The organism is Tardiphaga sp. 37S4, from assembly GCF_021044645.1.
Taxonomy (GTDB): domain Bacteria; phylum Pseudomonadota; class Alphaproteobacteria; order Rhizobiales; family Xanthobacteraceae; genus Tardiphaga; species Tardiphaga robiniae.
Map to the genome: position 1 here is coordinate 698,714 of NZ_CP088008.1, position 18,468 is coordinate 717,181.

The following is an 18,468-nucleotide window of genomic DNA, read 5'->3' on the forward strand; positions in this document are numbered from 1 at the left end:
GCGCCGGTCAACGGCGCCCGTGCAGGTGACAGGAGCTGGGCATGACACAGACATATGACGTGACGCCGATCCGCGGCAGCGTGAGGGCGGCTTTCGCACCGCTGGTGTTCGGCTGCGTGGTGTTCAGTGGCAGCATTGCACTGGCGCAGACGCTGCCGGGCGGAGGCACCGTGACCCATGGCGCCGCGAGTATCGCCGCGCCGTCGAACGGGACGCTGAACGTCAACCAATCCTCGAACAGCGCCATCATCAACTGGAATTCGTTCTCGATCGGTGCCGGTGGCACCGTCAACTTCAACCAGCCGAGCGCGGCGGCTGCCACCCTCAACCGCGTTACGGGTACCACGCCCTCCAGCATCGCCGGCACGATCAACGCGCCCGGCACCGTGCTGCTGGTTAATCCGAACGGTATCGCGATCACTAATACGGGTGTCGTCAATACTGGCTCTTTCGCGGCCTCAACGCTCGACATCAGGAACGAGGACTTCCTATCGGGCAAATACAAGTTTACCGGTAACGGCTCCTCGGCTGTTGTCACCAATGCCGGCCGCATCAACGTGTCCGACGGCGGCTTCGCAGCGTTGCTCGGTGGCCGCGTCGCCAATGACGGCGTCATTTCGGCGCGGCTCGGCAAGGTCGGTCTCGGCTCCGGCGAGATGATTACGCTCGATCTGTCCGGCGACGGCTTCCTGTCGGTCGCTGTACCGTCCAACCAGCTTGGCAATCTCGTCGATGGCACCGGCAAGGCGCTGGTGACCAATAGCGGAAAGATCCGTGCCGATGGCGGACAGGTGTTCCTCAGCGCCGCCACGGCGAACAACATCCTGCGCGATGCGGTGAACGTCCCGGGCACGATCCGCGCCAATTCGGTCGGCACCCGCGCCGGGCGCATCGTGCTCGGTGGCGGCGAGGGTGGCCGCGTCAACGTGTCCGGCCGTGTCACGGCGACCGGCAAGTCGCGCAATCAGGTGGCTGCCAAAAAGACAGGCGGCCAGATCGACATCAGCGGCGCCGAGATCGCGCTGGCCGGTGCGCGCATCGACGCGTCGGGCGCGGCCGGCGGCGGCGGCGTTCGCATCGGTGGCGATGCCTATGGTCGCGGCGATTTCCAGCATGCCGTCAAGGTCACGGCGGATTCGGCGACGGTGATCCGCGCCGACGCGCTGGACAGCGGCAAGGGCGGCAAGATCGTGCTGTGGTCGGACGGTCTCACCAGCGTGCGCAGTACGTTGTCGGCGCGCGGCGGTGTCAATGGCGGCGACGGCGGCCTCATTGAGACCTCGGGCAAGCAGCTTGATTTCGCCGGCATCCGCGTCGATGCGTCAGCGCCGAAGGGCCGCACCGGTGACTGGCTGCTCGATCCGGTTACGCTGACCATAGATTCCGCAGCGGCGGCGACCATCGGCGCCAATCTCGGCTCGGCCAATGTCACGCTGATCACCACGGCGTCCTCAGCCAGCGGGCCGGGCAACCAGTCGCAGGGCGCCGGCGATATCATCATCAATGCGCCGATCTCCTGGACGTCAGCCAATACGCTGTATCTCAACGCCTATCGCGACATCCAGATCAACGGCACCCTCTCCGGCAGCAATGGCGGGACACTGTGGCTCACGGCGCCGGGCAACATCACACAGACAGCGCCGATCCTGGTGACCAATCTGATCTTGCCCCTGAACTTCTCGTCAGTGGCGCTGACCAGCACTGGCAACCGGGTCGCCAACATGTGGACCGACTATTCGAGCGTCGATCCGGATCGCGACGACAACGTCATCAATCCCGGCGCGCTGGCCTTCACGAATAACGGCAATCTGGCGGTTGGCCGGGTCGACGGACGCGACGTGTCTCTGATCGTCGGCGGCTCGCTCTCGAACCTGAGCGGGATTTCCGCCAGGGGATCACTATCCATCGTCACCTCGGGCGACATTTCCGGCGCGGGACACCTGAGCGGCGGAAACCTGTCGGTGGTTTCGGGCGGGGCGATCACGGCGGGCGGATTGGGGTCGTATGGCACGGCCAGTCTCCGAGCAGCCGGCAACATCCAGATCAACGGACATATCTATGACCTCGGGAGCCCGCTTTCGTCGGTGACGCTCCGCTCCGACAATGGCCTCGTCAATTTCTCGGCCAATGCCCGGGTGAATACCAACACCGCCGTGGAGATCCTGTACAATCCCTATGCGGCGACTGGCAGCTACGCCAACACGATCGACTATTCCAGCGTGACGCAGAGCGGCTACGGCGCGACCGTCAGGGCCTATATGCTGGTCAACGACGTCAACCAGCTCAAGGCTATCGAAACCAATCTTGGCGGCACTTACGCACTCGGCCGCGACATCGATGCCAGCGCGACCTCGACCTGGACCTGCCTGAGCGGCATCTGCCGTGGCTTCGATCCCATTGGCACCAATGTCAATAATTCGAACCAGGCCTTCACCGGCACCTTGGACGGCCGCGGCTACGCAATCCTGAACATGTATCAGCGCCGCGGCGAAGGGCAGGTCGGCGGCGGCGATGTCGGCGTGTTCTACCTGAATAGCGGCACGATCCGGAATGTCGGCATCATCGGCGGCTCGTTCAGCGGCAATGGCAGCTATGTCGGTTCGATCGCCGCACAAAACAATGGCACGCTCACCAATGTCTATTCGACGGCGAGCGTTACCAATATCGCCAGTTCGCTGGGCGCGGGCGGTCTGGTTGCCCGCAACAACGGCACCATCAATGGCGGCTCCTATTCGACCGGCGCCATCCGCGGCTATGTGGCCGGCGGCATCGCCGGCTACAATTACGGGACCATCCAGGATTCCTGGACGTCGGGCTCGGTGACTGGCGGCACGGTCGGCGGAATCGTCGGTGTGAACGGCGAGCATGCAACGGTCCGCTGGACCTATTCGCTCGCCAGCGTGAGCGGCACGAGCTGGACCGGCGGTCTGGTCGGCGAGAACCAGTGGAGCGTCACGGGCTGGGGGGTGGTCGAAGATTCCTATGCGGCGGGCGCTCTGTCGGGCACCGGCGTCGGCGGCATCGTCGGCAAGAACGACTTCCGCGACTACGATACGATGGAGAGCTTCAATTCGCAGACCGGCATGTCGGCGCGCGTCTGGCACGTCTATTGGGATCAGGCAGTGAGCGGCACCGGCCGCGCCTTCGGCTGGTCATATAATGACATGCCGGGTGGCTGGTCGTCGGAGCAGGTCCAGTTCATCGCGTCACTGAACACGAATTCGGGCAATAATCCGTACGCGATGAGTTCGTATAACTTCTTCAACGATCCCAATCCCGGCAATCAATGGAGCATGGGGAATTTCCACGATCACTGGTACATGGTGGATGGCTATACGCGGCCGTTCCTGAAGGCCGAATATTCGACCAACATCCAGAACCTGCACCAGTTGCAACTGGTGAATATGAACGGTGCGGCCAGCTACAAGCTCGCGCGCGACATCAACGCGTCGGCAGAGCTGTCCAGCGGGATGTGGAATAACAACGCCTTCTCGCCGATCTCGCCGATCAGCTACACCGGATACACGACGAAGGTCTTCACGCGCCTGCAATTTGGCGAGAATCGACCTTCCGATTCGTATCAGGTCTGGAACAACGGGGTGCTCGAGATCTACACGACCATCTATACGCTCGGTGATACAGGTTATTCGCAGTCGGCCCAGTACGCCGACTACGTGAAAACGCCATCTTCGTTCACCGGAACATTGGACGGCCAGGGTCACGCGATCAGAAACCTCTTCGTGAATATGACCGACGGCAATCATGCGGGCGTGTTTGCCTATCTGGCATCCGGCAGCGTGGTGAAGAATCTCGGCGTCGTCGATAGCAGGATCATAGCCGACTGGGGATCTGCCGGCTCGATCGCTGGCGTGAGCGACGGCACGATCTTCCGCTCATGGGCGTCGCGCAGCGATGACGCGAGCGGGGTCTATTCGAACTGGGCCGCCGGCGGCCTGGTCGGCTACAATCGCGGCACGATCGAAGAGTCCTACAGCACAGTCGCGGTCGAGGCTGTTGGCCAGCAGTCTGATTACGTCACCTTTGTCGGCCAAGGGGGCGGCCTCGCCGGCGTCAACGTGAACGAAAACGGCGGACCCGGGCGGATCGTCAATTCCTATGCGACGGGCCTCGTGCGCGGCAATGGCACGATCGGCGGTCTCGTCGGTACCAATGCGACCAATGACGGCACGGGCACCATCATTAATTCCTATACGACCGGGCGGCTCGACCGAGCCTGGGACTATGGGGTGCACTTTGTCGGCTCGGTCGTCGGGCGCAATGTAAGCGACAACGGGCGGACGGGAACGGTCACCAATACGTATTACGATTCCAGCGTCTCGAATCCGTCCTGGCTCAATCCCAATCGTGGCCAGACCTTCGTCGGCACCGGCCTGACCACGGCGCAGATGCAGGATCTCAACACGTTCCGCACCGTCTATACCGGCTGGGATTATCGCAACGTCTGGATCCCGTCGAACAGCGCGGGCCAGTCGGACGGCGTCGCGCGCTATCCGGAATTCTACTGGGCCAATCACGTCGCCGTCGTCGAGACATCGAATGCCACGCGCATGTATGGCGATGCCAATACGACGCTGGCGGCGATGATCTACGGCCTCAGAAACTATGATACGCCGAATGTGATGCCGGTCACCGTGAGCTCGACCGCCAACCAGTCGTCCGGCGTCGGCACCTATGCTGTATCGGCCGGCTTGACCGTATTGCCGCCTCAGGCTGTCGGCAGCGGCGCACCTGGCGTGGGCGGCAGTGGCCCGCAATATCTCGGTATGCGCATCAACGGCGGATCCGACATCTTGTGGGATCGTAGCTCGAGCGCGCAGCAGATCGCGGACCGGATCAACCAGTTCACCTATCAGAATGGTGTGACCGCGACGGTCAATGGAAACGGCGCCATTGTTCTCACCGGCACCGGCACATTCTCGCTGGTTCCGATGGGCGTGACGATTGGCGATGGCGTGGCCTGGCTGCATCTGACGCCATATGTCCAGATCACATCGACCCAGCTTCAGCCCGTCAGCACCGACGGGGCGCGCTACCGCATTGTCAACCTGCCGAGCGGGCAATTGACGGTGACGCAACGTGCGATCACGGTGGCCGCCGATGCCGGTCAGGGCAAGACCTATGGCGACACAGGTTCTGCCCTCACTTGGCAGGTGACCAGTGGATCGTTGGTGAATGGCGACAGTCTCACCGGCACGATCGGCCGCGCCGCGGGCGAGAATGCCGGCAACTATACTATCAATCAGGGCTCGCTCGCCGCATCCTCGAATTATCGGGTGAGCTTCGTCGGGACCGATTACAGTATAGCCAAGCGCACCGTCACGCTGTCGCTCACTGGCACTGTCCAGAAGCAGTATGACGGTACCAACACCGCCGCGCTCGGCGCCAGCAATTTCACGCTGAGCAATGTGGTTGCGGGCGATGCCGGGCTGCTATCGGTGGCGAACCTGCCGACCTCGGGCAGCTATGACAATGCCAATGCTGGAAGCGGCAAGACCGTCACCTTCAATCTCGGTTCCGGCGGCCTCGCCGGCAGCGCGGCCGGCAATTACACGCTGGTCGTCACGAACAGCCGCAATATTGGCAGTGTCACCAAGGCAGCGCTGACCATCACGGCGAACGACCAGTCCAAGACCTATGGCGATACGCTCGCCCTCGGCAGCACCGGTTACAGTGTCGGCGGCACGCTCTATGGCACCGACCGTGTGACGGGTGTGACACTGGCGAGCCTCGGCGCAGACGCACTGGCGAATGTGACCGGCGCGCCTTACGGGATCACGGCCAGCAATGCACTCGGCAATGGCCTCGGCAATTACACCATCAGCTATGTCGGCGGTTCGCTGTTGGTCGCTGCGGCGGACATCATCGTGTCGGCGAATGGTGGCAGCTCGGTCTACGGCCAGTCGCCGTCCAATCCCGGCTTTACGGCGCAAGGCCTGAAGAACGGCCAGAATGTCGATGTCCTGACCGGCCTGAGCAACTCGTTCGGCATCCTGCCGACGACGGGCGTGGCTGGCGGTCCGTATACGCTCAGCGTGGCGGGAGCACTGACCAATGCGAATTATCGCGTGGCGGCGCGCAACGACGCCAGCTGGACCGTCACACCGGCGTCTATAGTGGTCTCGGCCAATGGCGGCACATCGGTCTATGGCAGCTCGCCGCTCAATCCTGGTCTGTCGGCCACCGGCTTGCAGAATAACGAGGGCGTCGACGTTCTGGCGGGCCTTCGCAACTCGTTCGGCATTACTGCGACCAGCGGCGTGGCTCATGGGCCATATGCGCTCAGTGCGCTCGGCACGCTGGCCAATCCAAACTATCAGGTCTCCGCATTCAATCCGGGCAGTTGGACCGTCACGCCGGCCTCCATTGTTGTCACGGCCAATGGCGGCACATCGGTCTATGGCAGTTCGCCGCTCAATCCCGGCTTGTCGGCCATCGGTTTGCAGAACGGTCAGGGGATTGAGGTTCTGACCGGGCTCGTCAATTCGTTCGGCATCACCGGCCGGACCGGCGTCGCGGGCAATCCCTATTTGCTCGACGTAGCCGGAACGCTGACCAATCCGAACTATGCGATCTCGGCCCGCAACAGTGGCGTCTGGATCGTGACGGCCGCGCCGCTGACAGTCACCGCAGATCCCCAGAGCAAGATGTTCGCAGAGCTTGATCCGGCGCTGACCTATCGTCTCACCGGCGGCACGCTATTCAACGGCGACCGCTTCTCCGGCTCGCTGGAGCGCGCGCTGGGTGATGTGGTGGGCGACTATGCCATTCGGCTAGGCTCGCTCGGCGTTTCGCCCAACTATGCGCTGAGCTATGTCGGGGCAGTTTTCACAATCAAGTCGTTCAACGTCTCGCTCGCGCCGAGCCCCGGTCAGATCGCCGTGGTCAACCCGGCGGCGCCAACGACCAATACGATGTCGCCGTCCCCTGTCGGCAGTCCGAAGTCCTCCTTCGATAACCTCTTCCAGGCGCCGCCGAGCTCGCCGGCTCCAACCGGAATCGTCGCCGGCAATGCTGGCGGGAGAACCAACACCAACGGATCGCCCAACGATGACGTGACGAACTCCATCGGTGGTGAGCGACGCGACGAGAGAAAGCGGAGGAACGGTCGGTGAAACGACTCTCGCCGGCAGCTCCGCGTTCTCTGAACTGCTCTCAAATCAACGAATAATTGTGATGAGAGACGTGTGCTGAAAGAAAGGATTGGAACTCTTGGCGCCGCGCGATCGCTCTTAGCTCACGCCAAGCTTAAGCACTATTCGGTACTGGGGAATTGAGGTGAATGATGCGCTTGCCATGTCAGAATAGGTCGATCTCTAAGCAAGGTCATGAGGTGCCTTATGCAGGTGACGCATTTCCCACAAAGAAAAGTCTGAAATTTCTAGGGGGAGATTACCAACTACAGATCGACTACAGAAATCCGTGATCAAAGCACGGCGGCCGGTGCTAGAAGTTTTTGAATATCTCTGATTTTTTGCTTTCTGTGAGATAGCAACGTTCGACAGATTGGGGTTGTCCGCTCCGATCGCACCGCGCGGCACCATCGATGCAGGCGAAGCGGTCATCCGCGTCTCTGGCAATGTCAATCTGGCAGCGCTGCAAATTCTCAATGCTGCGAACATCCAGGTGCAGGGCACGTCGTCGGGTATCCCGACCGTGCAGGCACCAAACATCAGTGCGGCACTCTCGACGTCGAACGCGACTGCGGCGACGCAGCAGGCGGCGGCGCCGGCCCAGACGAACAATGACCGTCCCTCGGTCATCATCGTCGAAGTGCTCGGCTATGGCGGGGGCAATGGCGACAGCGCTCCGGACGATGAGTATCCCGCCGCCGCGATCGCCGCAGCGACAACGATCGCATGCAGGATCCATTCAGCCCCGTGCACGTGATTGGCTCCGGAGAGTTGTCCCCATCGCAAAGGCGGAAACTGACAGCGGTGGAACGGCGAAATTCGATGAGCCGTAGAAGGCATTGTTTCCTGTTGAAGTGCAAGGGATATGAACACGCTGATCCACCAATGCCGAGCCTCACGCCATCATATTGAGGACAAGCAGCGGTTCGTCGTGTCGGTGGTTGCGTGTGATTCCCTCCTTGGGCACCAGGACTTTATCCGTTTTATCCTGCCCGCAACATGATGCGAAGCAACGACTGCTAACTTTCGCCTAATGGCATAAGCCGCTCATGGATATTGCAATTGCCGGCTATTCCGACTCGTCGAGCGACTGAGTATTTCGAGCATTGTCGGCCTGTCGATTGCCATGACCGCGCGTTTCTGTGGGGCAATCGCCTTCTGCCGTATCCGGTGGAAGGCCGGGCTGACTTGGGGATCAATCTATTCTTTAGCGTCTGGGCCTTCACGCTCCTGCACGCGTCGGTACGTCCAGCCAGATCGGCCTGGGTCGAGCAGCTGTGGGCGGCGTCCGAGCTGCTCTTTCTGCTGCCAGTCCTCGATGCATTCTCCACGCAACGACCGCTATGGCACAGCCTGATTCAGGGCGATTGGGTCTCGTCGGTGTGGGTCTCATGTGCTGAACGCTTGCACTGCTCCATGCTGTCCTGGCGATACGGACCTGGCGGGGCCGTCGCGCTCAGCCCACGAGGTTCGATCGCGGTCGTGCCCCGAGAGAGAGCAGCATGAATCACCTTATCGGTTTTGTGCTGTGCTTGGCAGGTTTTGCTGCGTTGGCGTTTGCCATGCATCGCCACCAACGCGATATCATCGACAGGTCGCCACCGCTGACCACGACGCGAGCCCTTCGAATGGTCGGCGCGGGCGCACTGTGTTTTGCGCTGAGCACTCAGCACTTCGCCGGATCCTGATCTTTGCGCCGGGCCGCCGGCGCACGGCGGATCTCGTTCTATCGATCGAAATGCAGGGGTGAGCAGTTGGTGATTGCGCCGGAATGTTTTACGGATGACCCATGTCGCAGCATCCACTCTTTCGCATTATCAGCCGATTCAAGCGTGAACCCTCGCGCACCGGCTCACTGATCATCACCTTCTACGGCGACGCGATTTTGCCGCGTGGCGGATCGGTGTGGCTCGGCACATTGCTGGCATTTCTGGAAATGCTCGAGATCGACGGGGGCGTGGTGCGCACCGCGATGTCCCGTCTCGCCGCCGACGGCTGGCTCGATCGCGAGAAGGTCGGCCGCAAGAGTTTCTACACGCTGGCTCCAGATGGGCAGGAGCGCTTCGCGTCAGCCGTAGCGCATGTCTACAACCCGGAGCCCTCCGAGTGGCAGGGGCTTCTTGAATTGCTCCTGATCTCCAATGGCGGGGATCGCGAGGTATCGCGCGCCGCATTGACCGAGGCGGGGTTCGGCAATCCGATGCCGGGCGTCTGGGTCGCGCCATCCGGTACCGCCGTGCCATCGGCAGCGGCCGGTGCGATCCGGCTGGAAGTATCGGCCGATAACGAAATGGGGCGACGCCTGATTGGGGAGTCCTGGCTGCTGCCGCGGATCGCCGACTCTTATCGGGATTTTCTGAAGACCTTCGCGCCACTCGAGGCGTGGATCGCCGGCGCGGACGCACTGCCGCCAGCAGATGCGATGCTGGCGCGCGTCCTGCTGATTCATCAGTACCGCCGTGTCCTGCTGCGCGACCCATTGCTGCCACTGGCGCTGCTACCGGCGGATTGGCCCGCCGCGGAGGCGCGCGCGCGGTGCGGCCGGATCTACCGGGCCTTGCTCCCGGCCTCCGAGCAGTGGCTCGACCAACACGGGGCAAGCGCTGGCGGACCGTTGCTAGCGCCGGGCATGGAACTCGCCAGCAGGTTCTCGGGCCAATAGCCGTTATGTTACAAAAATATGTTGCTATTCGATTTTTCCGTTATATGTTGTCGGAAACATACGGGAGGACGAGGCATGTATACGCAGGCCCTGAATGCGCCGCAGGCTGACGATCGGAATCTGGAAGACGCTGACAAATCCACTCGTTTCGAGGCCCGCGTCGCCAATGAGGAGCGCATCGAGCCCAATGACTGGATGCCGGCCGCCTATCGCAAGACGTTGACGCGGCAGATTTCCCAGCATGCGCATTCCGAAATTGTAGGCATGCTGCCGGAAGGCAACTGGATCACGCGTGCGCCGACCCTGCGTCGCAAGGCGGCACTGCTGGCCAAGGTGCAGGACGAGTGTGGGCACGGTCTCTATCTCTACGCGGCCGCGGAAACGCTCGGCACCTCGCGCGAAGAACTTGTCGATCAGATGCTCAGCGGCAAGGCGAAGTATTCGTCCATTTTCAATTATCCGACGCTGACCTGGGCCGATATCGGCGCGATCGGATGGCTGGTGGATGGTGCTGCCATCATGAACCAGATTCCGCTGTGCCGATGTTCCTACGGTCCCTATGCGCGTGCGATGATCCGCGTCTGCAAGGAAGAGTCGTTCCATCAGCGCCAGGGTTACGAGATCATGGTCACGCTGTCGCACGGCACATCTGAACAGAAGGCGATGGCGCAGAGTGCGCTGGATCGCTGGTGGTGGCAGTGCCTGATGATGTTCGGCCCGCCGGATGGCGAGAGCCAGCACAGCGATCAGTCAACCCGCTGGAAGATCAAACGCTTTTCCAACGACGAATTGCGTCAGAAATTCGTCGACGCCACCGTTCCCCAGGCCGATTATCTCGGCCTCAAGATCCCGGATGCGGATCTGAAGTGGAACGCAACGACCGGCCACTGGGATTACGGCGTCATCGACTGGAAGGAATTCCAGGATGTGCTGGCCGGCAATGGCCCCTGCAATCGCGATCGTCTCGCCGCGCGCCGCAAGGCACATGACGATGGCGCATGGGTCCGCGAGGCCGCCGCGGCCTATGCGGAGAAGCAGCGGGCACGCCGCGCGGCTGTTGCGGCTTGAACGGACAGGAGCTGATCATGAGCACGCCGAATATCCAGCTTTGGGAAGTCTTCATTCGCAGCCGCAACGGGCTGGCACACAAGCATGTCGGATCGCTGCACGCTGCGGATGCTGCGCTGGCGATGCAGGCGGCGCGCGATATCTACACGCGCCGCGGCGAGGGGCTGTCGATCTGGATCGTCCCGTCGGACAGTATCGTCGCCTCGGATCCCGCCGAAAAGGACATGATGTTCGAGCCGGCACTGTCCAAGATCTATCGGCATCCGACATTCTACGATGTGCCGGACGAAGTTGGCCACATGTGAGCCAGCGCACGCGCTGCTTCTTTCGTGCACGCGTCATGCTCTTACAGCAACAGAATTCTTGCCAGCAGGATCACAGGCCATGGCTGCAGCTTCGATCTCGGTAACTGAGAGCCCCCTGGTGCTCTATGCGTTGCGTCGTGCCGACGACGCGCTGATCTTGGGACACCGGCTTTCGGAATGGTGCGGCCATGCGCCGATGATGGAAGAGGATATGGCGCTCGCCAATATGGGCCTTGACCTGATCGGCCTGGCGCGTGAGCTGTATAGCTACACGGCCAAGGTCGAAGACAACGGCAATGACGAGGACCGTTACGCCTATCTGCGCGATGTCCGTCAGTATCGCAATCTCCTGCTGGTCGAGCAGCCGAATGGCGATTTCGCGCGCACCATCGTCCGGCAGTTCTTTTACTCGGCCTTCGCCGATGCCTATTGGCGCGCTATGATGGATTCCAGGGATGCCACGCTGGCTGCGATCGCTGCGAAATCCGAGAAGGAGAGCGCCTATCATGTCAGGCATTCGTCCGAATGGGTGATCCGTCTCGGTGACGGCACGCCCGAGAGCCACAGTCGTGCGCAAGACGCAGTTGACGATCTCTGGTCCTTCACCGGCGAGTTGTTTCACACCGATGAAAGCGACGCCAAATTGATCGCCGATCGGCTTGTGGTCGATCCTGAGAGCCTGCGCGCAGGCTGGACCAATACCGTGACCGAAGTCTTACAGACGGCGACACTGACCAGCCCCAGCAAGAGCTGGATGCAGAAGGGCGGGCGATCGGGAAACCATAGCGAGCATCTCGGTCATCTTCTCAGCGAGTTGCAGTCGCTGCAGCGCTCGTTCCCGGGCGCAACGTGGTAGCCGCCGATACCAATGACAGTGCGTTGCGCGCGCGCGCATGGGCGGCGGCGTCCGAAGTGGTCGATCCAGAAATTCCGGTCCTGACCATCGCGGATCTCGGAGTGCTGCGCGAGGTCTCCATCGTGGATGGGCAGGTCGAGGTTGCGATTACGCCGACCTATTCGGGGTGCCCGGCGATGAACATAATCGCGCTGGAAATCGAACTGGCATTGGCGCGTGAGGGAATCCGGAATTCGAGGATCAGGACGGTGCTCTCGCCGGCCTGGACGACGGACTGGATGAGCGATGATGGCCGTCGCAAGCTGAAAGATTACGGCGTCGCGCCGCCGCAGTCCGGCAGTGGCCGCCGCGCGTTGTTCGGCAAACAGCAGGTTGCCTGTCCGCAATGCGGGTCTACCGAAACCGAAGTCCTGTCCGAATTTGGCTCGACGTCCTGCAAGGCGCTATGGCGCTGCACGGCGTGTCGTGAGCCGTTCGATTATTTCAAGTGTCACTAGGACGAGCGCCGATGTCCCACGCCCCCAAATTCCATCGTCTCGCGGTCGATGACCTGCGCCGGGAAACCTCCGATGCGGTGTCGATGACGTTCGCCATTCCCGAAGATCTCGAACAGGATTACGCGTTTGCGCCGGGCCAATATCTGACGCTGCGGACTATGATGGATGGTGAGGAAGTGCGCCGGTCCTATTCGATCTGCTCCAGCCCTGATGATCGCGAACTGCGCATCGCCGTGAAAAAGGTCGATGGCGGCGCCTTTTCGAACTGGGCGCTCGAGCAGCTCAAATCGGGGGACGAACTCGACGTCATGACACCGACCGGTCGTTTCGGCATCGCGCATGCGCCGGAGCAGGCGCGCATCCATGTGGGCTTCGCCGCCGGATCCGGTATCACGCCGATCATGTCGATCATTCGCGGCATTCTCGCGCGTGAGCCACAGAGCCGTTTCTTTTTGTTCTACGGGAACCGGACAGCCTCCGGCATTCTGTTTCTTCAAGCACTGGAGGAATTGAAAGACCGGTTCATGGGCCGTCTGTCCGTGTTCCACGTCCTATCTCAGGAAGAACAGGACCTGCCGATCCTGTATGGCCGGCTGGACCACGACAAGGTCTCCATCCTGCTGCGCGCGATGGTGCCGGCGAAGGCGATCGATCATGTGTTCATCTGCGGACCGGTGGCCATGAGCGAGGAGATCGCGGCGACCTGTGCCGAACTCGGCATCGCAGCCGAGCATGTTCATGTCGAGCGTTTCGTCTCAGGCCTGGGTGGCAAGCCACGACCGAAGCCGGTCGTGGCCCCCGAGGCGTCGCCCAAGGCGGTCGCGGCACTCATCGTGGACGGCAAGCGCAAGGACGTGCCGATCGTCGAGGGGGAATCCATTCTCGATGCGGCGCTTCGCGCGGGCATGGATCTGCCCTATGCCTGCAGGGGCGGCATGTGCAGCACTTGTCGCGCGAAAGTCGTCGAGGGCGACACGCAGATGGATGTCAATTACTCGCTGGAGCCGTGGGAGCTGGAGGCGGGCTTCGTGCTCACCTGTCAGGCGCATCCGGTGTCTGCGCGCATCACCGTGGACTATGACCAGGTCTGATTACTTGCTGTCGCGCATGATCGCATAGGCGGTCTGGGCCAGCGCGACCGGTTTGGCGTCGCTGGCGGTTTCGATCGACACGCTGCCGAATGCCATGGTGCGGCCCAGCCGGACCACGCGCGCCTGCGCCAGCAGATCGGAACGCATCGCCGGCTTGAGGAAGTGGATGGTCTGATCGACGGTGGTCATCGGCAGATAGCCGCCCGCTGCCGCCGATATTGCGAACACCATGGCCGTGTCGGCCAGAGACATCAGCGCCTGTCCGCAAACGACGCCGTTATCGCGGCAGAGCCTGTCCGAAAACTTCATGCGCAAGACGGCGCCGTCACCGCCGATACTTTCGATGGAGAGGTCGAGGTCCTGCACCCATGGGGCAAAAACGGTCTGCAGCAGATGAGTGGCCGCGGAGGCGTCGAAGGTCGTCATCACGGAGCATCCTGTATTCGGTGTGAAGAAATCATCCAAGCGTTACGGGCAATGACGTGAAGCCGCGGAATCGCGCGCGCCGGGCGCGCTTTGCGGGTCCGGCGGCTGCGAAATTCGGGAAGCGGGCCATGAATCGTCCGATGGCGATGCGACCTTCCATGCGGGCGAGATGGAGGCCCGCGCAGACATGGGCGCCCGAAGCGAAAGCCAGATGACGGTTCGGCGAGCGGCTGATGTCGAGTTGATCGGGCGCAGCAAATTGCGCGGGGTCGCGGTTCGCGGCGCCGATGCACAGCGTGATCAGCGTGCCCTTTGGAAGTGCGATGCCTCCGATCTCGGTCTCGACCGCGACGCCGCGATTGCCGAGCTGATTGGAGCTTTCGAACCGCAGGAATTCCTCGATCGCCGTGCGGATCAGCGCCGGCTCGTCGACCAGGCGCTGCTTCTGTTCCGGAAAACGCAACAGCAGTTCGAGGCCGTTGCCGATCAGATTGGTGGTGGTCTCATGGCCGGCATTCAGGATGAAAATGCAGTTCTGCAGCAATTCACTTTCACTGAGCCGTTCGCCGCCAGCGGTTTCGCCGGCGATGAGACGTGTCAGGACGTCGTGTTCGACATCGCCCGGCCGTACTCGCCGGTCCGCGACAAGCCGGCGCAGATAGTTGAGGAATTCGGCGACCGCAGTCTCGCCGCGGGCCTGTACCTCCAGCGATAGCGAAGGTTCGAGCGCGCCGAGAATGGCGAGCGACCAGCCGCGCAGCGGGCCGCGTTCCGCATGCGGAACACCGAGCAGGTTGCCGATGACTTCGATCGGGATCGCTGAAGCGAAGTCGTCGATCAGATCGACATGATCGCGGGCTGTCATATCGTCGAGCAGCCGATCGACGAGAGTGATCAGCCGTGGTTCGGTCTCGGCGATCGCGCGGGGGCTGAGCGCGCCCGCAATCAGATGGCGCACACGCGTATGCAGCGGCGGATCGTTGAACACCAGACTGGTGGTGTGATGTTCGAACAGCAATGAACCTACGCCGTATTTGGGCGCAAACTCCACCTTCTTGTCGGAACTGAAGCGGGTCGTGTCCTTGTAGATGGCCTCCAGATCGCTGTGCCGTGTCAGGAACAGCGACCCATCTGCCATCCGGTGAAGCGGATCGCGCGCCTGAAGGGCGCGGTAGGTCGGATAGGGGTCATCGTAAAAGGCGTCGGGCAATGCCTTCAACGAAAAGCCGCGCACGAGCTCCGCATCACCGATCGCCGCCGCGCTGGCCATGAGCTGCATCTCCACCGATCATCGACGCTGAAGGCCTCAGGCCAGAATCTCGCTGATCTGAACCGTAGCCTGAGTATCGGTGAAATTTGGGATGTCGGCGAAGATCTCGCGGCCATGCGCCTTGCCGGCAGCCTTGAAATTGTCGAGCGATCCGAAGGTCAGCAGCGCCATCATCTGGAAGTCCGGTGCGCTGCCGTCGGGTTTGCTGACGCCCTTCACGACCTGGGTATTGGTCAACCCATGCGGTGTCCAGCGTTCCCTCACCAGCGGCATATGCTTGCTCAGATAATAATCGAGCTCGAATTTCGTCTCGGCTCCGGCGGGATACATCACTGTGACGAGGATCATGGTGGTCTCCTGAATAAATTTCGGGTGTGGTGGCGGGCAGCCAATGGGCGCTGCCCAATACAAGAATCAGGGGCGCACGGCGTTCATCGTGAGCAGTTCATAGGTCGCCGCCGTTTCGTTGGTCGCGGTGGTGATTTCGACGTCCCAGCGAACCTCGCCATATTGCTTGTTGCGCGGCGACTTATCCTTCGCGGTCAACCGTACCTTAATGGCCTCACCGGGTTGCACCGGCTTGATGAAGCGCAGCGAGTCGAGGCCGTAATTGGCGAGCACCGGGCCGGGATCTGGATCCACGAACAGCCCCGCGGCGAAGGACAGCAGAAGATAGCCATGAGCGACGCGGCCGGGAAAGAACGGATGTCCCTTGGTCGCTTCCTCGTCCATATGGGCGTAGAATGTATCGCCGGTGAAGTGGGCGAAGTGCTCGATGTCCTCGAGCGTGATCGTGCGTTCCTTCGACATGAAGGTCTGCCCGACATCGAGATCTTCGAAGTGATAGCGGAACGGATGTCGTTCCTTTTCGACGATCGCTGCGCCCTTGGACCAGCTTTCGGTGATCCCCGTGAGCATGGCAGGCGATCCCTGCAAAGCGGTGCGCTGCATGTAGTGCTGCAGGCTGCGGATGCCGCCGAGTTCTTCGCCGCCGCCGGCGCGACCGGGACCGCCATGGACCATCTGTGGCATCGGTGAGCCATGGCCGGTCTGTTCCTTGGCGCAATCGCGATCGATCATCACGAGACGTCCGTGGAAACTGCTGATCCCGAATACGAGCTCGGATGCGATTTCCGTATCATGCGTATAGACCGACGCGACCAGACTACCGCCGCCACGATTGGCGAGCGTGATCGCATCGTCTAGCGCGTCGTAGCCCATGACAGTGCAGACCGGGCCGAACGCTTCGATCTCATGCACGTTGACGGCGGCCGCGGGATTCGCGCAATGCAACAGCAATGGCGGCACGAAAGCGCCGCGTGCGGCGTCCGCACCCTCGACGGAAAAATGGTCGGGATCGCCGCTCACCAGTTCGGCCTCGCTGCGCAACTTCGCCACATGGGCGAGCACGTCGCGCCGCTGGTCCAGTCCGACCAGCGGGCCCATCCGCACGCTTTCCAGTTCTGGATTGCCGATGGTGATTTTGGCGAGCCGTTCGCGCAGGGCTGCGATGACGGCATCGACCTGGGCGGATGGTGCCATGGCGCGGCGGATCGCGGTGCATTTCTGTCCCGCCTTCACCGTTATCTCCTTCGCCACTTCCTTGACGAAGAGGTCGAATTCCGGCGTGCCAGGCCCGGCATCGGGTGCGAGGATAGCGGCGTTGAGCGAATCCCGTTCGGCCACGAAACGAACCGCCTCCCGGGCAATGACCGGATGTCGCTGCAGCTTCTGCGAGGTCTCGGCCGAGCCGGTGAAGGACACCACATCCTGACAGGTGAGGTGATCGAACAGGTCGCCGGTCGAGCCGACGACAAACTGGAAGGCGCCGTCGGGCAGAATACCGGACTCGGCAATCATGCGCGCCAGCGCATGCGCCACATAGGACGTGATGGTTGCGGGCTTGGTCACGACCGGAACGCCGGCCAGCAATGCGGGCGCGAGTTTTTCCAGCATTCCCCAGCAGGGGAAATTGAACGCATTGATATGCACCGCGACGCCATGCAGCGGTGTCACGATATGTTGGCCGCCGAAGCTCCCGGTTTTCGACAACGATTCTACGCCGCCATCGAGCAGAAATTTCGCATTGGGCAGTTCACGCCGACCCTTGCCGGCATAGACGAACAGGGTGCCGATGCCGCCGTCGACGTCGATCGTGTTATCGATGCGGGTCGCGCCGGTCTGGAACGACAGCTTGTAAAGCTGCTCCTTACGCTCGGTCAGATACTGACCGAGTTTCTTCAGCATGTCCGCGCGCTGGTGGAAGGTCAGTCGTCGCAGATGGGCGCCGCCAGTGCCGCGGGCATAGTCCAGCGTCTTGCGCATATCGATCCCGCCACTGGTCGCTTGCGCGACCACGTCGCCGGACACCGCGCTGGCGATCTCGATCAGGTCGCGCCCGGGGGCCGCCCATTGTCCGCAAACGAAGCTTTCGAGTTTCATGAGATCGCCCTTCTTTGTGAGTGGCCCGAATTGGTAGGTAGAGTTACTTCCGCCGCGCGGCGGCACGTTTGGGGACTGGTGCGGGCTGTGCCAGCAGGTCGCGGGTGCCGTCGACGATCAGCCGCGTGACCAGGTCGGCATAATCCGCGCGGGTGAACGGACCCTGGCTCCTGAACCAGAGGTAGTGCCAGTTGACCATTCCGAACAGCGACATGGTCACCGGCTTGAGCATCGTCGTACCCGCCAGCTGCGGCGCGATCGCGGAGACGGCGCTGGAGAAGATGCGCACGAGTTCGCGCTCCATGTTTTTCAACGTGGACTGGCGCTCGTCGGATAGGAACCGCATGCTGCTGATCTGGACGCTGTGCTGTGCATCGGCGTCGCGATAGGCCTCGAGCAGCGCCGCCACCAGCTCGCGCAACCGCGCGGCGGGCGCCAGATCGGGCTGGTCGGCAGCCTCGACGACTTGCAGCAGGTCTTCGAGATGGACGCGGATGACGTCGAACAGAAGCTCATCCTTGTCCTTGTAGTAATGATAGAGATTTGCCTTCGACACCCCGCATGCGGCGGAAATCTTGTTCATAGATGCACGGTCATAGCCGTATTCGGAGAACAGCTCCGCCGAGCGATCGAGGATCGCGCGGCGCTTGTCGTCGTAATTATTGGCGCGGGGACGGGCCATGCTGAATCGGATTCCTTG

14 protein-coding genes are annotated in these 18,468 nt (G+C 61.9%); 9 read left to right on the forward strand and 5 right to left on the reverse strand.

The features are described 5' to 3' along the window. Positions 1-41: 41 nt before the first annotated feature. The 9 genes from LPB73_RS03375 to paaE all read left to right on the forward strand — a co-directional run bounded on the left by LPB73_RS03375 (position 42) and on the right by paaE (position 13,630). Positions 42-7,133 carry an MBG domain-containing protein gene (locus LPB73_RS03375; RefSeq protein WP_231079614.1) on the forward strand — a complete coding sequence of 2,364 codons (7,092 nt, stop codon included), beginning with the start codon at positions 42-44 and terminating at the stop codon, positions 7,131-7,133. Positions 7,134-7,530: 397 nt separating this feature from the next. Then, positions 7,531-7,908 (forward strand): filamentous hemagglutinin family protein, encoded by a 378-nt coding sequence (locus LPB73_RS03380; RefSeq protein ID WP_231079615.1) that lies wholly within the window; start codon positions 7,531-7,533, stop codon positions 7,906-7,908. Between the two features lie 745 nt (positions 7,909-8,653). After that, positions 8,654-8,839: a DUF3325 family protein gene (locus LPB73_RS03385; protein WP_231079616.1), complete on the forward strand. Its 186-nt coding sequence runs from the start codon at positions 8,654-8,656 to the stop codon at positions 8,837-8,839. 101 nt (positions 8,840-8,940) lie between these two features. Next, positions 8,941-9,813 (forward strand): phenylacetic acid degradation operon negative regulatory protein PaaX, encoded by an 873-nt coding sequence (paaX, locus tag LPB73_RS03390; protein ID WP_231079617.1) that lies wholly within the window; start codon positions 8,941-8,943, stop codon positions 9,811-9,813. A 75-nt stretch (positions 9,814-9,888) separates the two neighbouring features. Continuing rightward, positions 9,889-10,881 (forward strand): 1,2-phenylacetyl-CoA epoxidase subunit PaaA, encoded by a 993-nt coding sequence (gene paaA / locus LPB73_RS03395; RefSeq protein WP_231079618.1) that lies wholly within the window; start codon positions 9,889-9,891, stop codon positions 10,879-10,881. A 17-nt stretch (positions 10,882-10,898) separates the two neighbouring features. Further along, a complete protein-coding gene (gene paaB, locus LPB73_RS03400; RefSeq protein ID WP_231079619.1) occupies positions 10,899-11,186 on the forward strand; it encodes a 1,2-phenylacetyl-CoA epoxidase subunit PaaB in 288 nt (95 codons plus the stop codon). Positions 11,187-11,265: 79 nt separating this feature from the next. Further along, the gene (paaC, locus tag LPB73_RS03405) at positions 11,266-12,042 is read left to right on the forward strand and encodes a 1,2-phenylacetyl-CoA epoxidase subunit PaaC (protein WP_231079620.1); all 777 of its coding nucleotides are present in this window, start codon (positions 11,266-11,268) and stop codon (positions 12,040-12,042) included. Next, entirely contained in the window at positions 12,036-12,539 is a 504-nt protein-coding gene (gene paaD, locus LPB73_RS03410) for a 1,2-phenylacetyl-CoA epoxidase subunit PaaD (RefSeq protein ID WP_231079621.1), read from the forward strand. Before paaC ends, paaD begins: the two co-directional genes overlap by 7 nt. Positions 12,540-12,550: 11 nt before the next feature. Next, a complete protein-coding gene (gene paaE / locus LPB73_RS03415) occupies positions 12,551-13,630 on the forward strand; it encodes a 1,2-phenylacetyl-CoA epoxidase subunit PaaE (RefSeq protein ID WP_231079622.1) in 1,080 nt (359 codons plus the stop codon). On the opposite strand, the gene LPB73_RS03420 is transcribed toward paaE, so the two are convergent. From LPB73_RS03420 to LPB73_RS03440, 5 genes are all read right to left on the reverse strand, one after another. Beyond that, on the reverse strand, positions 13,631-14,056 hold the full coding sequence (locus LPB73_RS03420) for a PaaI family thioesterase (protein WP_231079623.1): 426 nt from the start codon (positions 14,054-14,056) through the stop codon (positions 13,631-13,633). Positions 14,057-14,087: 31 nt separating this feature from the next. After that, positions 14,088-15,326, reverse strand: a complete 1,239-nt coding sequence (locus LPB73_RS03425; RefSeq protein ID WP_231079624.1) for a cytochrome P450 — start codon at positions 15,324-15,326, stop codon at positions 14,088-14,090. A gap of 36 nt (positions 15,327-15,362) precedes the next feature. Next, on the reverse strand, positions 15,363-15,674 hold the full coding sequence (locus tag LPB73_RS03430; RefSeq protein WP_231079625.1) for an EthD family reductase: 312 nt from the start codon (positions 15,672-15,674) through the stop codon (positions 15,363-15,365). A gap of 66 nt (positions 15,675-15,740) precedes the next feature. Beyond that, complete coding sequence (paaZ, locus tag LPB73_RS03435) at positions 15,741-17,768, reverse strand: phenylacetic acid degradation bifunctional protein PaaZ (RefSeq protein WP_231079626.1); 2,028 nt, start codon at positions 17,766-17,768, stop codon at positions 15,741-15,743. Positions 17,769-17,811: 43 nt separating this feature from the next. Continuing rightward, complete coding sequence (locus LPB73_RS03440; protein WP_231079627.1) at positions 17,812-18,450, reverse strand: TetR/AcrR family transcriptional regulator; 639 nt, start codon at positions 18,448-18,450, stop codon at positions 17,812-17,814. Positions 18,451-18,468 lie beyond the last annotated feature (18 nt).

Bases quoted from the DNA above. Each gene is read 5' to 3' on its own strand.
- LPB73_RS03375 (WP_231079614.1), top strand. From the start codon at position 42: ATGACACAGACATATGACGTGACGCCGATCCGCGGCAGCGTGAGGGCG.
- paaC (WP_231079620.1), top strand. From the start codon at position 11,266: ATGGCTGCAGCTTCGATCTCGGTAACTGAGAGCCCCCTGGTGCTCTAT.
- paaE (WP_231079622.1), top strand. From the start codon at position 12,551: ATGTCCCACGCCCCCAAATTCCATCGTCTCGCGGTCGATGACCTGCGC.
- paaA (WP_231079618.1), top strand. From the start codon at position 9,889: ATGTATACGCAGGCCCTGAATGCGCCGCAGGCTGACGATCGGAATCTG.
- LPB73_RS03420 (WP_231079623.1), bottom strand. From the start codon at position 14,056: ATGACGACCTTCGACGCCTCCGCGGCCACTCATCTGCTGCAGACCGTT.
- LPB73_RS03425 (WP_231079624.1), bottom strand. From the start codon at position 15,326: ATGGCCAGCGCGGCGGCGATCGGTGATGCGGAGCTCGTGCGCGGCTTT.
- paaB (WP_231079619.1), top strand. From the start codon at position 10,899: ATGAGCACGCCGAATATCCAGCTTTGGGAAGTCTTCATTCGCAGCCGC.
- LPB73_RS03440 (WP_231079627.1), bottom strand. From the start codon at position 18,450: ATGGCCCGTCCCCGCGCCAATAATTACGACGACAAGCGCCGCGCGATC.
- paaZ (WP_231079626.1), bottom strand. From the start codon at position 17,768: ATGAAACTCGAAAGCTTCGTTTGCGGACAATGGGCGGCCCCCGGGCGC.
- LPB73_RS03430 (WP_231079625.1), bottom strand. From the start codon at position 15,674: ATGATCCTCGTCACAGTGATGTATCCCGCCGGAGCCGAGACGAAATTC.
- LPB73_RS03385 (WP_231079616.1), top strand. From the start codon at position 8,654: ATGAATCACCTTATCGGTTTTGTGCTGTGCTTGGCAGGTTTTGCTGCG.
- paaX (WP_231079617.1), top strand. From the start codon at position 8,941: ATGTCGCAGCATCCACTCTTTCGCATTATCAGCCGATTCAAGCGTGAA.